This is a genomic window from Streptomyces sp. NPDC013157, assembly GCF_042899865.1.
Taxonomy (GTDB): domain Bacteria; phylum Actinomycetota; class Actinomycetes; order Streptomycetales; family Streptomycetaceae; genus Streptomyces.
The window spans coordinates 102,824-120,849 of record NZ_JBIBAK010000017.1; the positions used below are offsets into that span (position 1 = coordinate 102,824).

An 18,026-nucleotide genomic window follows, 5' to 3' on the forward strand; every position below is an offset into this window, starting at 1 on the left:
GTCCCGGAGGAACTCCCGTTGCTAGTCTGAGTGCACGCTGGGGTCGCGCACGGGGGGACGTATGGCTCGGGTGGTCTGCATCCATGGAATCGGCCGGCAGCACACGGGGGAGCGGGAGCTGCACGGGGCATGGCACCCCGCCCTCTGCGACGGCCTGATCCGTGCCGGAGCCGTGACCGACCTCGCTGCGGACGATGTGCGCTGCGTCTTCTACGGCGACCTGTTCCGGCCGCCCGGACGCACACTCGCACTCACCGATCCGCCCCTCGACGCCTCCGACGTCGCGGACGGCTTCGAGACCGAACTCCTGCTGGCATGGTGGGCGGAGGCGGCCCGGACGGACGGCACGGTACTGCCGCCCGACGCCCGTACCCTGGCCCGCACCCCCCAGGCCGTGCAGCGAGCCCTGAACGCCCTCAGCCGCTCCCGCTTCTTCGCCGGCGTCGCCCTGCGCGGTCTCGTACTCGACCTCAGGCAGGTGCGCGGGTACTTGTGCGATCCGGCGCTGCGGGACGCCGTCCAGCAGCGGGTCGCCGACGCGGTGACCGAGCGCACCCGGGTCGTGGTGGGCCACTCGCTCGGCAGCGTCGTCGCCTACGAGGCGCTGTGCGCCCGTCCGGACTGGCCGGTGCGCGCCCTGCTGACGCTGGGCTCGCCGCTGGGTGTGCGCAACCTGGTCTTCGACCGGTTGCGCACCGGCCCCGCCGGATCGCCTGGTGACTGGCCGGGTTCCGTACGGCAGTGGACCAATCTCGCGGACGCCGGTGACGTCGTCGCCCTGGTGAAGGACCTGCGGCCGCTGTTCGGCGAGCGGGTCAGGTGTCAGGTGGTCCACAACGGGGCACGGGCCCATGACGCGACGCGGTATCTCAACACGGCGGAGGCGGGACGCGCGGTGGAGGAGGGGTGCCGGGAGACGGGGGAGGCCGGGGTATGAGCGACAGACGCCGGTGGGTGGGCCATGGACGCGGCACCGCGCCCCGCTGAGGCGACGGACGGCCCGGTGGCGGGCACCTCGCGCCGCTTCCTCATCGCCGCCGCCGTCACCTCCGTCGCCGCGCATCCCGAGGCGGAGCGAGCGGAACTCGCCGACGACGTGCACCGGATCGAGGAACTCTTCCTCGGACCGCTCGGCTACCGCCGGGGCACGGATCTCGCCCTCGACCCGACCTGCCGCCAACTCCAGGACGCACTACGGGCGTTCGCCACCGCCCCGGACCGCAGTCCCGAGGACTACGTGGTCCTCTACCTCGCCACGCACGGGGTCACCGCCGAGCACAGCGGACGCCATTATCTGCTGCTGCACGACAGCGACGCACGGGATCTGCGCGGCACCGCCCTGCCCACCGAGGACCTGGTCGCCCAGCTCTGGGAGGACACTCCCGTCGAGCGGCTCCTGGTGCTGATCGACGCCTGCTACTCCGAGGAGGGGGCCGACCGTGCGCTGCGCGGTGCGCTGGAGGCCCGCCGCTTCCGGGAGCCGGTCACCGAGCACGGGACCACCGGCCTGGTCCTCGTCTCCTCCTCGCGCCGCAAGGAGGAGACGTACACCGGGGCCCTTTCGGCGGCCTTCGACCGGGCAGTGCGCCGTACGGCCACCGCCGGGCACGCGCCCGCCCACATCAGTCTCGAACACGTCATGGCGGCCATCCGCAGCGACCCCGAGGTTCCCGCCGCCCAGCGCCCCGTCTGGTCCCTCACCCACGCCACCGGGGACATCCCGGCCTTCCTCCCCAACCCCCGGCACGTACCCGGCTCCGCCGGGCTCAAGCTGGAGGAGATCGACCGCATCGTCGATCTCGGCGCCCGCGAACGTGGCGCCCGCGACCAGGACATGCGGGAGTTCTTCGTACCCCGCGCCCGCGGTACCGACGTGCCCACCGAGGACGTCTGGGACTTCACCGGCCGCCATGCGGCACTGGGCGACATCACCACCTGGCTCGACCCGCGCCGGGTCGGGGAACGCCTGTGCGTGGTCACCGGGGACCCAGGGTCCGGGAAGTCCTCGCTGCTGGGCATGGTGGCCGTCCTCACCGACGACCACCGCCACGAGTCCGTACCCCGCACCGGGCTGCCCGCGCTGCTGCCCCGTCCCGGCGACGTGGACGTCCGCATCAACGCGAGCCATCTCTCCACGCGCCAGCTCCTGGACGCCCTGTCGGCGGCCGCGGGGTGCGCCGCCGACTCGTTGGGGGCGCTCACCGCGCACCTCCAGACCAGGACCCGCCCGCTCGTCGTCCTCGTCGACTCGCTGGACGAGGCGTTGACCCCGCACGAGGCCGTCGACGAGTTGTTCCTCCCGCTCACCGACCCCGAACGCCGCCTCCAGCTGCGCCTGTTGATCGGCGCCCGCCCGCACGTCGCCGCACGTCTGGCCGCCGTCGGCCCGCGCATCGACCTCGACTCCGAGCGGTACGGCGACCCGGATGCCGTCCGCGCCTACACCCGCAAGCTGCTGTGCGCCGACGGCTCGGTTCTCAAGGCCGCCGTACCCCGGTTGGTGGACGAGATCGCGGAGGCGGTCGCGGCGGCCGCCGGCCGGTCCTTCCTGGTCGCCCGGATCACCGCCCGCACCATCGCCCGCGAACCCCGGCCGCCGGACCCGCACGACCCGCGCTGGCGTGACGGCCTCCCCCGGCTGCCCGGCGAGGCGATGGAACGCGATCTGGTGCAGCGCCTCGGCCCGTTGGCCGCCCGGGCCCGCGACCTCCTCCTCCCGCTCGCCTACGCCCAGGGCGCCGGCCTGCCCTGGGCCGGCATCTGGCCCCGGCTGGCCACGGCGCTCACCGGCACGCAGTACAGCGACGAGCACATCGTCTGGCTGCGGCAGGCGGCCGGGTCGTACGTGGTGGAAAGCGTCGAGAGCGGAGGGTCGGTCTACCGCGTCTACCACCGGGCGCTCATCGAGTACCTGCGCGAGGGGCGGGACCCGGCGGCGATCCAGCGTACGGTGACCGAGGTGCTGCGGGACGTCCAGCACCCCTACGTCCGGCGGTACCTGGCCCTGCACGCCGGCGCGGGCGGGGTCCTCGACCCCCTGGTCCAGGACGCGGCCTTCGTGCTGGGCGCCGAGCCGGGCCCGCTGCTCGCCGCCCTGCCCGGTCTCCGCAGCCGGGAGGGCCGCCGCGCCGGGCAGGCGATACGCGACCTGGAGGAGCGGCTGCGGGACCGGGCGGGCGCGGCCGCGGACCCGCAGATCAGGGCCGAACTGCGGCTGGCGGCGGTGTGCCGCAGGGCGCAGCCCCTGGCGGACTCCTGCGACACCGGGGAGGGCGAGCTGCCCTGGCGCGCACGCTGGGCGGCGTGGAACCCGCACGAAGGGAACCGGCGGTACGCGGCGATGATGTTCGGGGTCGGGAACGGGGTGGTGGTGCCCGAGCGGTACGGTGCCCGGTTCCTGGACCTGTCGCCCTGGGACGGTGCGATGTGGTGCGACCTTGACAGTGGCACCTGGCAAGCGGTGCACCCGCAGCGGGGCGACCCGTACGCGTGGACGATCACGGCGACACCCCAGGTGAAGGGCACGGCGGCCGGCCTGACCTGGACCACACGCCTGGCGATCGAGGACGAGAAGATCGTCACGAAGAACTACACGCGCCTGCTCCACCTGTGGGGCACCTCCGGGCGGCAGACCTGGCTGCTTCCGCCCGGCCCGACGGACACGGAACCCGAGCGGCGCCTGCCGGAGCCGCCGTCGGAAGTGGCCGTACTCGCGGGGGCCGACGGCCGGGCCGGCATGGCGGCGCTGCGGCTCGACGGCGGGCTGCTCGTCTACCGGCTCGGCGCTGCCCGCGCCCACCCCCCGCTGACGCGCGCACAACGCCGGGCACTGTGGGACTTCCAGATCAGCAACTGGGAGGAGCGTGCGGAGGAACTGTCGGCCGAGTTCCTCCTCGCCCTCACGCCCGAGGGACCGGGCACCCGGATCACCGTGTGCGCGGCGCCCGAGGGCCTGCCGGACCTGACGCTGCTGCTGGGGTACGAGGACGGGCGGGTGGTGCCGTTCGATGCGGAGAGCGGCACATCGGGCGTCGAGGTGAACACCGGGCACGAGGGGCCGGTCACCCGGATCGAGTGGGTGGCCGGCCACCCGCAGGGCAGCCTCTTCGTCACCGCGGGCGACGACCACACGGTCCGGCTGTCCGCCGTCGCCACCCGCGGGCCGCTGCGGACCCTGTTGAGGAGCACCTTCGCCGTCGCCTCCTTCGCGGTGCACCGGGTCGGTCGGCAGTGGATCGTCGCCGTGGTCACCGCCGACGGCCAGTTGCACCGGATCGACCTGGACAGCGGCCGTCCGATCGGTCTGCCCCTGCGGGTCGACGCCGGCACCGCGAGCCGGGTGGCCGCCTTCGACCTCGGACCCACCGCCTGTGTCTCCGTGCAGGGGAACAACAGTGGTCTCCAGCTCTACGACCTGGTCTCGGGGGAGCGCGTGGGCGGCCAGGTCCGCAGACACGCCGCCGCGGCCGTCTGTGCGGCCGGTGGCACGGTCTGCGCGGGGGGTTCCGACGGTGTCGTACGGTTCTGGCCCTCCGTCCACGCCGCCGACTCGGTGCAGATCACCGCGCACGAAGGCTCGTTGCTGGCGGCGGGCGAGATCCGCGGACCGGGCGGTGCGCCCGCGCTGCTCACGGTCGGTGTGGACGCCCGGATCCGCTGCTGGGACCTGGACCGGCCGCACGAGCTGTGGCGCCGCAGGGTCCTCGACCCGGGCTCCTGGGAGGTCCCGCTGATCGGCTGCGCCGCAGTGGGACGCACGGCGGACGGCCGGTCCCACGTGGTCACCGGAGAGCATGGTGGCCGGGTCGCGGTACTCGTGCTGCAGGACGGACTCCCGGTGGCCGAGCAGGAGTTCACGCTTCCCGAGATCGTCACCGCCGTCACGGCGGGCCGGGTCCGGGACCGGGACGTGGTGGTCGTCGGCACCGGATCCGGCAGGATGTTCTGCTGGGACGTGGGTGCGGGGCGGATGTACGCGTCGGGACCGGCCCCGGCCGAGCCGGTGTGGCTCACGGCGCTCGCCCTCGCCCCCGACGGCACAGGGCGGCTGGCGGCGGGCGCATCCGACGGATCCGTCCGGGAGTGGTCGCTGCCGGGGTACCGGCCGCTCGGACCGGCCCGCGCCGCACACCGGGGCACGGTCCTCGCCCTCGCCCACGCCGGCGGCCGGCTCTTCGGCTGCGGCACGGACTCCCGGCTGGTGTGCCTGGACGACGGCTGGGAGCGGCGGATGCCGCAGCCCGTCGGTTCCCTGTACGCCACCCGCGACGGCCTGCTGTGCGGTGACGAGCAGGGACAGGTCTGGCAGGTGCGGGAGACCCCCGAGGGCCGGCGCGTGGTGGAACTGCTGGACGCCGTACGGCCCGTGGCGGCGGTGGCGGCGGTGGCGCTGGACGGGGGCCTGGCGGTCGTCGCGGGCAGCGCCGACGGGTCGCTCCAGGTACGGGACGGCGAGACCGGGGCGTTGCTGCGGCGGCTGCGCCCGGTCAGCGGCGGCGGGGTGGAGCAACTCGCCACCGTCGCCTGGCGGTCGCCCCGCCGGCCGGTCCGCCCGCTGCTGTTCGCCCGGGGTACCGACGGCCTGCTGGAGTACTGGGACTTCGGGACCCGCGGAGCCGTCGCCTCCGCGGGACGGCCCCTGGTCACGCCCGTACCGCACCAGCGCCGGGAACGGGTGCGGCTGGCCGTGCTCCCGGACGGCCCGGATGCCCAGGCGCTGCTCTCGCTGGCGGTCTGGGACGCGCGGCCCAATCCGCTGCTCTATGGCACCGAGCCCGACCTCCATGTCGCCGTCCACGACATCGCCCACGGACCCCGGCACGACCAACCGTGTCTGGCCGAGGCGGAGGAGACCGAGGTCGGCGCGGTGCGCGCGGTGCGCTGCGCGGGCCGGCTGCTGGTCCTGGTCCACGTCGCAGGGGTGGGCGTACGGGTGCTGGACACGTCGACCCGGCGCTGGGCGGTCCTGCACGGGCTGGACATGACCGAGGCGTTCACCCTGACGGGGCCGGGCGGCGACGAACTCCTGCTGACCGGCGGGCACCACACCCGTATCATCGCGTGGGAGTCCCTGCTGCCCCGTTTCACCGGTCCGGGCGAGCGCCCGCCCCGGCATCGTCCCGCCACGGGCGGACGCCGCCTCTACCGCCGCCGGCCGTCGCCGCCCGTGGCCCACGAGCACGTCACACGAGTGGACGTCGACTACGCCGCCCTGCTGCCGGACGGCGAGTGCTACGCCGTGGCGAGCAGGGATGCGGTGGTCGTCATGGGCACCCGCACCGGCGTCGTCCACCGCGAAGTGGACCTCCCCTCCCCCTGCACCGCCCTCGCCGCCGGCCCCCGGGGCGAACTCGTCGTCGGCACCCGCAACGGAATCATCCTCTTCGACTGAGGTGCCCCCGCTGGGTGCCGGCGCCGCGACCCTGCCGTCTGCGCGCACGCTTCCCACCTCACCCCCACCGTGGACTCCCCACTCGACATACCGCCCGGTATGCTCACCGTCCAAGGCACCGCCGCCCCCGGGAGGAACCATGCCGCGCACCGCCCTCCGCATCTGCCCCCTCTGCGAGGCCACCTGCGGTCTGACCCTCACCATCGAGGGCACCCGCGTCACCGGAGCCCGCGGTGACCGCGAGGACGTCTTCAGCAAGGGGTTCATCTGCCCGAAGGGCGCCTCCTTCGGCGCCGTCGACGGCGACCCCGACCGGTTGCGCACCCCCCTCGTCCGCAGGGACGGCGAGCTGCGCGAGGCCACCTGGACGGAGGCCTTCGACGCCGTCGCCGCCGGGATCCGCGGCGTCGTCGAACGGTACGGCCCGCACTCCGTCGGGGTCGTCCTCGGCAACCCCAACGTCCACACCGTGGCCGGCGGCCTCTACCCGCAGGTCCTGGTCGGCGCCCTCGGCACCCGCAGCGTCTTCACCGCGTCCACGGTCGACCAGATGCCCAAGCACGTCTCCAGCGGACTGCTCTTCGGCGACGCCAACGCCATACCGGTGCCCGACCTCGACCGCACCGACCACCTCCTCCTCATCGGCGCCAACCCCCTGGAGTCCAACGGGAGTCTGTGCACCGCCCCCGACTTCCCCGGCAGACTCAAGGCGCTCAGGGCCCGCGGCGGCACCCTCACCGTCATCGACCCGCGCCGCACCCGCACCGCCAAGCTCGCCGACCGGCACATCGCCATCCGGCCCGGTGCCGACGCCCTGTTGCTCGCCGCGATGGCCCAAGTGCTCTTCGAGGAGGGCCTGGTGGACCTCGGCCGCCTCGCCCCGCACGTCGAGGGACTCGCCGAACTCCGCGCCGAACTCGACGACTTCACCCCGGATGCGGTCGCCGACGCCTGTGACGTCGACGCCGGGACCATCCGCGTCCTCGCCCGCGAACTCGCCGCCGCGCCGACGGCCGCCGTGTACGGCCGGATCGGCAGCTGCACCGTCCCGCACGGCACCCTCGCCAGCTGGCTCGTCGACGTCCTCAACATCCTCACCGGCAACCTCGACCGGCCCGGCGGCGCGCTCTTCCCGCAGGCCGCCACCGACCGGACCCCGCGACCGGCCGGTCCCGGCCGGGGCTTCGCGCTCGGGCGCTGGCACTCCCGGGTCAGCCGGCACCCCGAGGCGAAGGGCGAGTTGCCGCTCTCCGCGCTCGCCGAGGAGATCGACACCGCGACGGCGGAGGGCGAGCCCATCCGGGCGCTGATCGCCGTCGCCACCAACCCCGTCCTCTCCGCCCCGGACGGCGACCGCCTCGACAAGGCCCTGGACTCCCTCGACTTCATGGTCAGCGTCGACCCCTACCTCAACGAGACCGCCCGCCACGCCGACGTCGTGCTGCCCCCGCCGCCGCCCTCGCAGAGCCCGCACCACGACTTCGCCTTCAACACCCTCGCCGTGCGCAACCAGGTCCGCTACTCCCGCCCCGCCGTCCCGCTGGAGCCCGGCAGGATGGCGGAGACCGAGATCCTGGCCCGGCTGGTCCTCGCGGCCGGCGGCATGCACGGCGCCGAACCGTCCGCCGTGGACGAGATGGTCATCGGCCAGACCCTGGGGAAAGCGGTCAAGGAGCCCCACTCGCCCGTGCACGGCCGGGACCCGCAGGAGCTCGCCGGGCTGCTCACCGGGGAGAGCGGGCCCGAGCGCCGGATCGACCTGATGCTGCGCCTCGGCCCCTACGGCGACGGCTTCGGCGTACGGCCCGGCGGGCTCACCCTGGAGCACCTGCTCGCCCACCCGCACGGCATCGACCTCGGCCCCCTCACGTCACGCCTCCCGCAGCCGCTGAAGACCAGGAGCGGCAAGGTCGAACTCCTGCCGCGGCCGATCGCCGACGACCTGCCCCGGCTGCGCGCGGCCCTCGGCACCAGCCCCGCGGCGCTCGTCCTCGTCGGCCGCCGGCACCTGCGCTCCAACAACAGCTGGATGCACAACGTGCCCGCCCTCACCGGCGGCTCCAACCGCTGCACCCTGCACATCCACCCCGAGGACGCAGAACGGCTCGGCGTGCGCGACGGGGCCGACGTCCGCGTCAAGGGCGCTGGCGGCGAGGTGGTCACCCCCGCCGAGGTCACCGAGGGCGTCCGGCCGGGAGTCGTCAGCCTGCCGCACGGCTGGGGCCACGACCGCCCCGGAACCCGCCTCAGCCACGCCGCCACCGCCCCCGGCGTCAACGTCAACCAGCTCCTCGACGGCAGCCTGCTCGACCCGCTGTCCGGCAACGCCGTGCTCAACGGCATCCCCATCGAGGTGACCGCAACCCTGTGACCTGGAGTTTTGCGCTTATTGCTCGCGTGTCAACGTCTTGTTAAGGACGTTTGACGCGACCTAACGTCGTCGCACCGCCGGCCCTGGTGGGAGTTCAAGGGCGAACGTTAGGTGATCCACTCATGCTGACCATCCTCGGCTTCGCCATGATCGCGACCTTCCTGGTCCTGATCATGCTGAAGAAGATGTCGCCGATCGCGGCGCTCGTGCTGATCCCCGCGCTGTTCTGCGCGGCCGTCGGCAAGGGCGCCCACCTCGGCGACTACGTCATCGACGGCGTCACCAGCCTCGCGCCCACCGCGGCGATGCTGATGTTCGCGATCGTCTACTTCGGCGTGATGATCGACGTCGGCCTCTTCGACCCGGTCGTCAAGGGGATCCTGAGGTTCTGCAAGGCCGACCCGCTGCGGATCGTCGTCGGCACGGCCGTACTCGCCGCGATCGTCTCGCTGGACGGCGACGGTTCCACCACCTTCATGATCACCGTCTCGGCGATGTACCCGCTGTACAAGCGCCTGAAGATGAGCCTGGTCGTGATGACCGGGGTCGCCGCGATGGCCAACGGCGTGATGAACACGCTGCCCTGGGGCGGCCCCACCGCGCGTGCCGCCACCGCGCTCAAGCTGGACGCGAGCGACATCTTCGTGCCGATGATCCCGGCACTGGCCACGGGCCTGCTGTTCGTCTTCGCCCTCGCCTACGTCCTCGGCCGCCGCGAGCGCACCCGGCTCGGCGTGCTGACGCTGGACGAGGTGCTGGTCGAGGAGCCGGAGACGGTTCTCGTGGGCGTGGGCAAGGCCCCTTCCCGCACCGGCGGTCCGGGCTCGGGCACCGGCGCGGACCTTCCCGGCGAGCCAGCGGACGACGGCTTCCAGGGCCTCGACCCGCACCGCGAGACCCTGCGGCCCAGGCTCTACTGGTTCAACGTGCTGCTCACGGTCGCCCTGCTCACCGCCATGATCATGGAGTGGCTGCCGATCCCGGTGCTGTTCCTGCTCGGCGCGGCCCTGGCCCTGACCGTCAACTACCCCCAGATGCCCGCCCAGAAGGCCCGGATCGCCGCGCACGCCGAGAACGTCCTCAACGTCTCCGGGATGGTCTTCGCCGCCGCCGTCTTCACCGGCGTCCTCCAGGGCACCGGCATGGTCGACCACATGGCCGACTGGCTCGTCGGCAACATCCCGGACGGCATGGGCCCGCACATGGCCCTCGTCACCGGCGTGCTGAGCATCCCGCTCACGTACTTCATGTCGAACGACGGCTTCTACTTCGGCATCCTCCCGGTGCTCGCCGAGGCCGGCCAGGCCCACGGCGTCCCGGCGGTGGAGATCGCCCGCGCCTCGATCGTCGGCCAGCCGCTGCACATGTCCAGCCCGCTCGTGCCCGCCGTCTACGTCCTGGTCGGCATGGCCAAGGTCGAGTTCGGCGACCACACGCGGTTCGTCGTGAAGTGGGCCGCGCTGACATCGGTGGTGGTGCTCGGGGCAGGAATCCTGTTCGGGACCATGTGACATAGCACTGGGAGCTGTATGACACGGTACCGCGGGGAAGTACGTGACATACCACTGGGAGGTTCACCATGGCGCCCGGCAGGAACCGCCGCTGGCTGCTCCGCCTCGTCATCGCCTTCGGCTTCGCGCAGGGTGCGGTGTCGATGGCCCGCCCCGCCGTCTCCTACCGGGCACTCGCCCTCGGCGCGGACGAACGGGCCGTCGGCGTCCTCGCGGGTGTCTACGCCCTGCTCCCGCTCTTCGCCGCCGTACCGCTCGGCCGCCGCACCGACCACGGCCGCTGCGCACCCCTGCTGCCCGTCGGCGTCGTCCTGATATCCGGCGGCTGCGCGCTCAGCGGAGTCGCCGGCTCCCTCTGGGCGATGGCCCTGTGGAGCGGGGTGATGGGCCTCGGCCACCTCTGCTTCGTGATCGGCGCGCAGTCGCTGGTGGCCCGCCAGTCGGCACCGCACGAACAGGACCGCAACTTCGGCCACTTCACCATCGGCGCGTCGCTGGGCCAGCTGGTCGGGCCGATCGCCGCGGGTGCGGTCATCGGCGGCCCGGACATGGCGGGGACGAGTGCGCTCGCGCTGGTGGTGGCGGGTGCGGGGGCGGCGGTCGCGTTCACGTCGCTGTGGCGCATCGAGGACCGCACCGCGGTCACGTCCCGTCCGGCGGCGGGGGACCGGGTGCCGGTGGGCCGCATCCTGCGCGCCCGGGGCGTTCCCGCCGGCATGCTGATCAGCCTCTCGGTGCTGTCCGCGACCGACATCCTGACCGCGTACCTTCCCGTGGTCGGCGAGCACCGGGACATCTCCCCGGCCGTGATCGGCGTGCTGCTCAGCGTGCGGGCGGGGGCGACGATCGCCTGCCGGCTCGTCCTCACACCGCTGCTCCGGCTGCTCGGGCGGCCGGTGCTGCTGACGGTGACCTGCTTCCTGGCGGCCGCGCTGTGCGCGGGGATCGCGGTGCCGGCGCCGGTGTGGGTGCTGGCCCTGATGCTCGCCGCACTCGGCTTCTGCCTGGGGGTCGGACAGCCGCTGTCGATGACGACGGTCGTCCAGGCCGCACCCGACGGCGCCCGCTCCACGGCGCTCGCCCTGCGGCTGACCGGCAACCGGCTGGGCCAGGTGGCCGCGCCGGCCGGGGCGGGGCTGCTGGCGGGAGTGGCCGGGGTGGCCGCGCCGTTCGTGATGCTGGGCGCGTTGCTGCTGGTGTCGGCGGGGGTGGCGGTGCGCTCGCCGGGGGCGGTGGGACGGGGCGAGGGCGCCGGTGCGGTGCCGTCGGCGCGGCGAAAGGGCCAGGCGTTGCGCCGCACGAGCGATATCTGACGGCGCGTCGGACGTGGATGCCGCGGGTCGTGGAGTGCATGAGTGACAGTCCAGACGAAAGGCCGATTTGTATGAAAATCATCTAACTCGGAGGAGCTTGCATGGTCACGCTCACACTTCCGCGCACCGCCGGTTCCCGTGCGGGCGCCACCGTCGTCCTCTCCGCCCTCGCCGCGGCGGGTGCGTCGTGGGTGGCGGCGCCGAACGCGGCGGCCCAAGGGGAGAACGGCGACATCAGGCTCCACCGTGTGGGTGTGCCCTTCGGCGTCTCGAAGGACGACCCGCTGGTCTGCAAGTTCTACCTCGACGCCGTCAACTTCGACATCCTCACCTCGATCGGCTACACCATCACGCCGCAGCCCCCGCTGCCCACCGCCGCCACCGTCGCCGGCTCCATCCAGCTCGCCGGAGGCGCCGGTCACACCGACCCGCTGGGGCTGGCGGACGGGCAGTACAGGCTCACGTGGATCGTGGACGGCGCCCGGAAGGAGAAGGTCTTCCGGGTCAACTGCCATGACGGCAGGCAGGACGGGCCGCAGGACCAGAACGGCCAGAACGGTCCGAACGGCCCCAACGGTCCGAATGACCAGAACGGCCCGAACGGCGGCCCGAACGATCAGAACGGGCAGAGCGGTCCGAACGGGCAGATCCAGGACAACCAGCGCAGCGACTCCTCCTGGGGGGAGGGCGGTGACCACAACGGCCCGCAGGGCGGTGTGCACGCGGGTGGCGGCGGCATCGCCGACACGGCGGCCGCGTTCTCGCCCGTGGCCGCGGCCACGGCCGTCACCCTGGTCGCGGCCAGCGGTGTGGTGTACGTCCGGCTGATCCGCCGCCGGCCCAATGGCGCCGCGTAGGCGCAGACGCAGGCCCTGGTACCGGACCCGCGCCTACCGCCTCGCCAGGACGGCCCTGCTGGCGATCGTCCTGGTGACAGTGGTCCGGTGGTGGGGGCAGGACGGGTCGGCCGCGCCGGACGGGTCGGACGCCGTGGCGGCGTCCGGGCCGGGCGCGGCCGAGTCCGGGCCCCCACCCCGCCCGTTGTCCCGGTCCCGGCCGACGTCGATGCGCATCCCGTTCCTGGGTGTCGACGCGCCGGTCACCGGGGTCCGGCTCGACCGGGGCCGGCAGCTGGAGACACCGCCGGTCGACGACCCGAAGCTGATCGGCTGGTTCCAGGGCGGCGCCACGCCGGGCGAGTCCGGCCTCGCGATCGCCGTCGGCCACCGCGACACCAGGACGGGACCCGCCGTCTTCGCGGCGCTCGCCCAGATCAAGCCGGGCAAGCGGATCGAGGCCGGGCGTGCGGACGGCCGTACCGCCGTGTACACGGTGGACCGGGTGAAGGTCTACGACAAGGCCGGTTTCCCCGACGAGGAGGTGTACGGCCCGACCCGGCGTCCCGAACTCCGCGTGATCACCTGCGGCGGCCTCTTCAGCCGGCGGACGGGCTACACCAGCAACGTGGTGGTCTTCGCCCACCTGACCGCGACGAAGTGACCGGGCGGGGACCGCGGTTCGACCTGGACGAGTGAACTCGGGCGGGAAGCGGGGGCCTGCGGGGGGCAATCCCTCTAGGAAAGGGGCATGCGCACTCAATCCCTCCGCAACCGGTCGGCCCTCGCCGTGGCCGGGATCCTGCTCGCCGGCGCTCCGACCGCGTACACGGCGCTGGCCGACGACCATCCCGCCGCCGCCCCGGCGCGTGGCAGGCCGTACATCGAGACCCGGCTGCTCTTCGGCACCGCCCGCCCGGACGGCGGACCCGGCGTCACCGACCGGCAGTTCACCGCCTTCGTCGACAGGGAGGTCACCCCGGACTTCCCCGACGGGCTCACCGTGCAGAGCGGGCGCGGGCAGTGGCGGGACGCGCACGGGACGATCGAGAAGGAGCGGTCGTACGTGCTGGTCCTGCTGTACCCGGAATCGGCGGCCAGGGGCAGCGACCGGAAGATCGAGGAGATCCGGCGGGCCTACGAGAAGGCCTTCGCGCAGGAGAGCGTGGGCAGGGTGGACGAACACGCCCAGGTCGACTTCTGATGGTCCCGACGTGTGTCCCGGGCACGTCTGGCGCGCTAAAACTATCGCCGCTAGTTTGTGACTCGGACGACGCAGCCCCGCCGGGAGGAAGCAGCATGAAGGCACACGACGGCCTGTACATCGACGGCGCCTGGCGCGCCGCCGAGAGCCGGGACGTGATCGAGGTCGTGAACCCCGTCGACGAGCAGGTCGTCGGCCGGGTCCCGGCGGGCGGCGCGCTGGACGTCGACACCGCCGTACGCGCCGCCCGTGCCGCCCTCCCGGTCTGGGCCGCGACCCCGCCGGCCGAGCGGGCCGCCCGGCTCGGCGCGCTGCGCGACGCGCTCGCGGCCCGGAAGGACGAGATCGCCGAGACGGTCACCGCCGAACTGGGCGCACCGCTCACGTTCTCCCAGACGGTCCACGCGGGCGTGCCGATCGCGGTCGCCGGCTCGTACGCCGAACTGGCGGCCACCCACCCCTTCGAGGAGAAGGTCGGCAACTCCACCGTCTACCAGGAGCCGGTGGGCGTGGTCGGCGCGATCACGCCCTGGAACTACCCGCTGCACCAGATCGTCGCCAAGGTCGCCCCGGCGCTCGCCGCGGGCTGCTCGGTCGTGCTGAAGCCCGCCGAGAACACCCCGCTCACCGCCCAGCTGTTCGCGGAGGCGGTGCACGAAGCGGGCTTCCCGGCAGGCGTGTTCAACCTGGTCACCGGCCTCGGCCCGGTCGCCGGGCAGGCCCTCGCCGAGCACCCGGGCGTCGACCTGGTCTCCTTCACCGGCTCCACGCCCGTCGGCAGGCAGATCGGCGCGGTGGCCGGGGCCGCCGTGAAGAAGGTCGCTCTCGAACTGGGCGGCAAATCCGCGAACGTCATCCTCCCGAGCGCCGACCTCGCCAAGGCCGTCAACGTCGGCGTGGCCAACGTGATGTCCAACTCCGGCCAGACGTGCAGCGCCTGGACCAGGATGCTGGTGCACACCGACCAGTACGAGGCGGCGGTGGAGCTGGCGGCCACGGCGGCCGCCAAGTACGGCGAGCGGATCGGGCCGGTCGTCAGTGCCAAACAGCAGGCGCGGGTGCGGGGTTACATCGAGAAGGGCGTCGCGGAGGGCGCCCGGCTGGTCGCGGGCGGTCCCGAATCCCCGTATGAACAGGGCTACTTCGTCAGCCCGACCGTCTTCGCCGACGTCACCCCCGAGATGACCGTCGCACAGGAGGAGATCTTCGGCCCTGTCCTGTCGATCCTGCGCTACACCGACGAGGACGACGCCCTGCGCATCGCCAACGGCACGGTCTACGGGCTCGCGGGCGCCGTCTGGGCCGGGGACGAGGCGGAGGCGGTGGCCTTCGCCCGGCGGATGGACACCGGGCAGGTCGACATCAACGGCGGACGCTTCAACCCCCTCGCCCCGTTCGGCGGTTACAAGCAGTCGGGCGTCGGCCGCGAACTGGGCACGCACGGCCTCGCCGAGTACCTCCAGACCAAGTCCCTGCAGTTCTGAGGAGGTCGCCGCGATGACTTTCACGGTCCGAGCCGCCGTACTGCCCGCCGTGGGCGCCCCGCTGTCGGTCACCGGGATCGAACTCCCGGACCCCGGCCCCGGACAGGTCCGGGTCCGGCTCGCAGCCGCCGGTGTCTGCCACTCCGACCTCTCCCTCTCCGACGGCACCATGCGGGTCCCGGTCCCGGCGGTCCTCGGCCACGAGGGCGCGGGCACAGTGGTGGCCGTGGGCGAGGGCGTCACCCGTCTCGCGCCCGGCGACCCGGTCGTCCTCAACTGGGCGCCCTCCTGCGGCAGCTGCCCCGCCTGCGCACTCGGCGAGATCTGGCTCTGCGCCAACGCGCTGAACGGCTCCGCCGACGTCTACGCCCGTACGGCGGACGGCACCGACCTGCACCCCGGCCTGAACGTGGCGGCCTTCGCCGAGGAGACCGTGGTCGCCGAGTCCTGCGTCCTCCCGCTGCCCGCGGGCATCCCGCTCACCGACGCGGCCCTCCTCGGCTGTGCGGTCCTCACCGGTTACGGCGCCGTCCACCACTCGGCACGCGTCCGCGAGGGCGAGACGGTGGCGGTGTTCGGCGTCGGCGGGGTGGGCCTGGCCACCGTCCAGGCGGCCCGGATCGCGGGGGCCTCCCGGATCATCGCGGTGGACGTCTCGCAGGAGAAGGAGGGGCTGGCGCGGGCGGCGGGCGCCACGGACTACGTCGTCGCCTCCGACACCACGCCCCGCGCGATCCGCGCCCTCACCGGCAGGCAGGGCGTCGACGTCGCCGTGGAGTGCGTGGGCCGCGCGGTCAGCATCCGCGCCGCCTGGGAGTCCACCCGCAGGGGCGGCCGTACGACGGTGGTCGGCATCGGCGCCAAGACCGAACAGGTCACCTTCAACGCCCTGGAGCTCTTCCACTGGGGCCGCACCCTCTCCGGCTGCGTCTACGGCAACTCGGACCCGGCTCGCGACCTGCCACTGCTCGCGGAGCACGTCCGGGCCGGCCGCCTGGACCTGACCGCGCTGGTGACGGAACGGATCGCCCTGGAGGACATCCCGGTCGCCTTCGAGAACATGCTGGCCGGAAAGGGCGGCCGGGCGCTGGTGCTGTTCTGAGCGGGTGCCGTCACACGGGCTTCCGGGTCTCCTCGGGCCGCGTCTCCTGTGCGGCGGCCACGACCCGGGAGGTCCGTGCCCGCGACCGGGACACCGCGACACCGGTCAGGCACAGCACCCCGCCCGCGAGCGTCAGCGCACCGGGCACCTCGCCGAGCGCCAGCCACGACATCAGGACGACCAGCGCGGGCACGGCATAGGTGGTCGCGCCCATCCGGCTGGCCGTCGTACGGGCGAGCGCGTAGGCCCAGGTGGTGAAGGCCAGGGCGAGCGGGAACACGCCCAGGTACAGCATGTTGAGCGTCGCGGACAGCGGTGCGTCGGCCGCCTCGCCGACGAGCTGCCCGGCGAACGGCAGACACAGGACGGCGCCGATCAGGCACCCGAACGTCGTCACCTGGAGGGCGCTGGCGTGGCCGAGCGCCGGCTTCTGCGCCACGACGCCGCCGGCGTACGCGACGGCCGCCAGCAGGCACAGCACCACGCCGAGCACCGAGGAACCGCCCTCGCCCGACATCGACAGGCCGACGGTCACCGCGCCCGCGAACGACACGGCCATTCCCGCGAGCAGTCGCGGTGGCATCGGATCGCCGAGCAGCCGGGCGCCGAGCAGGGCGATCAGGATCGGGCCGATGTTCACGACGAGGGCGGCGGTGCCGGCGTCCACCTGCTGCTCGCCCCAGTTCAGCACGACGCTGTAGAAGCCGAACCAGAGGAGGCCGGACACCGCGATGCCGCGCCAGGCGGGCCTGGGCGGGAGCCCTTCGCGCCGCACCACACAGAGCAGCCCGAGCACGAGTGATCCGGAGAGCAGCCGGCCGAGGGCGAGCGCGCCGGGGGAGTAGGAGCCGCCCGCACTGCGGATCGACACGAAGGCCGACGCCCAGAGCACGACGGTGACGGCCGCGGCGGCGACGGGCAGGAGACGGTGGTCGGGCTTCTTCATGTGGTCGAGGGTAAGGAGCGGGGGCGGACCGGGGCTGGCGGATTTCGGACGGCTGGGTGGGGGCTGGGGGTGGGGGAGGCACGACTGCCCGCGGCTGGGGAGAAGCGGCGGGCGAAGCGCCCCTTTAGGGGCGCGGGGAACTGCGCGACCGGCCCCCACTTACCCGCACTCGAGGTCCAGCCGAAGCACCCCAAACCTCACGTCGTCTCCCCCACCCTCGAAAATTGCTCCTGCAACCCGTCCAGCAACGCCCGCAACCCCGTCTCGAACGCCCGCTCGTCCACTTTCTCCTGCTGCTCCGCGAGCAGATGCGCCTGGCCCAGGTGCGGATAGTCGGCCGGATCGTACGCGCTCGCGTCGTCCACGAAGCCCCCGGCGAACGACCCCAGCGCCGACCCCATGACGAAGTACCGCATCAGCGCCCCGATCGACGTAGCCTGCGCCGGCGGCCACCCCGCGCCCACCATCGCGCCGTAGACCGCGTCGGCGACCCGCAGGCCCGCCGGGCGGCGGCCGGGGCCGCGGGCGAGGACCGGGACGATGTTCGGGTGGTCCCGCAGAGCCGTCCGGTAGGACACCGCCCAGTCGTGCAGGGCGGTCCGCCAGTCCCGCCCGGCGCCGTCCCCGATGTCTTCGAACATCGACAGGTCGACCTGCGCACTGACCGAGTCCGCGACCGCCTCCAGGATCTCGTCCTTGGTGCGGAAGTGGTTGTAGAGCGAGGGCCCGCTCACCCCCAGCTCGGCCGCGAGCCGGCGGGTGGAGACGGCCGCCAGACCCTCCGCGTCCACGAGTTCCCGGGCCGCCCGGACGATCCGGTCGGTGCTGAGGAGGGGCTTGCGCGGTCGGGCCATGGCGCACATAGTAG

Annotated in this window: 12 protein-coding genes; 10 read left to right on the forward strand and 2 right to left on the reverse strand. The window is 73.4% G+C overall.

Going from position 1 to position 18,026, the window contains the following annotated elements; all coding sequences use genetic code 11:
• Positions 1 to 61: 61 nt before the first annotated feature.
• From ACFY6U_RS39150 to ACFY6U_RS39195, 10 genes are all read left to right on the forward strand, one after another.
• Positions 62 to 937: a hypothetical protein gene (locus ACFY6U_RS39150; RefSeq protein ID WP_390046088.1), complete on the forward strand. Its 876-nt coding sequence runs from the start codon at positions 62 to 64 to the stop codon at positions 935 to 937.
• Positions 938 to 961: 24 nt separating this feature from the next.
• Positions 962 to 6,391, forward strand: a complete 5,430-nt coding sequence (locus ACFY6U_RS39155; protein ID WP_390046090.1) for a caspase family protein — start codon at positions 962 to 964, stop codon at positions 6,389 to 6,391.
• Between the two features lie 139 nt (positions 6,392 to 6,530).
• The gene (locus tag ACFY6U_RS39160) at positions 6,531 to 8,762 is read left to right on the forward strand and encodes a molybdopterin oxidoreductase family protein (RefSeq protein WP_390046091.1); all 2,232 of its coding nucleotides are present in this window, start codon (positions 6,531 to 6,533) and stop codon (positions 8,760 to 8,762) included.
• 122 nt (positions 8,763 to 8,884) lie between these two features.
• The gene (locus tag ACFY6U_RS39165; RefSeq protein WP_390046093.1) at positions 8,885 to 10,273 is read left to right on the forward strand and encodes a CitMHS family transporter; all 1,389 of its coding nucleotides are present in this window, start codon (positions 8,885 to 8,887) and stop codon (positions 10,271 to 10,273) included.
• A 68-nt stretch (positions 10,274 to 10,341) separates the two neighbouring features.
• Positions 10,342 to 11,586: an MFS transporter gene (locus tag ACFY6U_RS39170; protein ID WP_390046095.1), complete on the forward strand. Its 1,245-nt coding sequence runs from the start codon at positions 10,342 to 10,344 to the stop codon at positions 11,584 to 11,586.
• A gap of 101 nt (positions 11,587 to 11,687) precedes the next feature.
• On the forward strand, positions 11,688 to 12,443 hold the full coding sequence (locus ACFY6U_RS39175; RefSeq protein ID WP_390046097.1) for a hypothetical protein: 756 nt from the start codon (positions 11,688 to 11,690) through the stop codon (positions 12,441 to 12,443).
• Positions 12,430 to 13,086 (forward strand): class F sortase, encoded by a 657-nt coding sequence (locus ACFY6U_RS39180; RefSeq protein ID WP_390046099.1) that lies wholly within the window; start codon positions 12,430 to 12,432, stop codon positions 13,084 to 13,086. The genes ACFY6U_RS39175 and ACFY6U_RS39180 overlap by 14 nt, the downstream gene beginning before the upstream one ends.
• A gap of 87 nt (positions 13,087 to 13,173) precedes the next feature.
• Complete coding sequence (locus tag ACFY6U_RS39185) at positions 13,174 to 13,626, forward strand: DUF3574 domain-containing protein (RefSeq protein WP_390046101.1); 453 nt, start codon at positions 13,174 to 13,176, stop codon at positions 13,624 to 13,626.
• Positions 13,627 to 13,721: 95 nt separating this feature from the next.
• On the forward strand, positions 13,722 to 15,110 hold the full coding sequence (locus ACFY6U_RS39190) for an aldehyde dehydrogenase family protein (RefSeq protein WP_390046102.1): 1,389 nt from the start codon (positions 13,722 to 13,724) through the stop codon (positions 15,108 to 15,110).
• 13 nt (positions 15,111 to 15,123) lie between these two features.
• Positions 15,124 to 16,212 (forward strand): Zn-dependent alcohol dehydrogenase, encoded by a 1,089-nt coding sequence (locus tag ACFY6U_RS39195; protein WP_390046104.1) that lies wholly within the window; start codon positions 15,124 to 15,126, stop codon positions 16,210 to 16,212.
• 10 nt (positions 16,213 to 16,222) lie between these two features.
• Here ACFY6U_RS39195 and ACFY6U_RS39200 read toward each other — a convergent pair whose 3' ends face one another.
• Both ACFY6U_RS39200 and ACFY6U_RS39205 read right to left on the reverse strand, forming a co-directional pair.
• Positions 16,223 to 17,158, reverse strand: coding sequence for a DMT family transporter (locus ACFY6U_RS39200; protein WP_390046106.1), 936 nt, complete (start codon positions 17,156 to 17,158; stop codon positions 16,223 to 16,225).
• Positions 17,159 to 17,355: 197 nt separating this feature from the next.
• Positions 17,356 to 18,012, reverse strand: coding sequence for a TetR/AcrR family transcriptional regulator (locus tag ACFY6U_RS39205; RefSeq protein WP_390046108.1), 657 nt, complete (start codon positions 18,010 to 18,012; stop codon positions 17,356 to 17,358).
• Positions 18,013 to 18,026 lie beyond the last annotated feature (14 nt).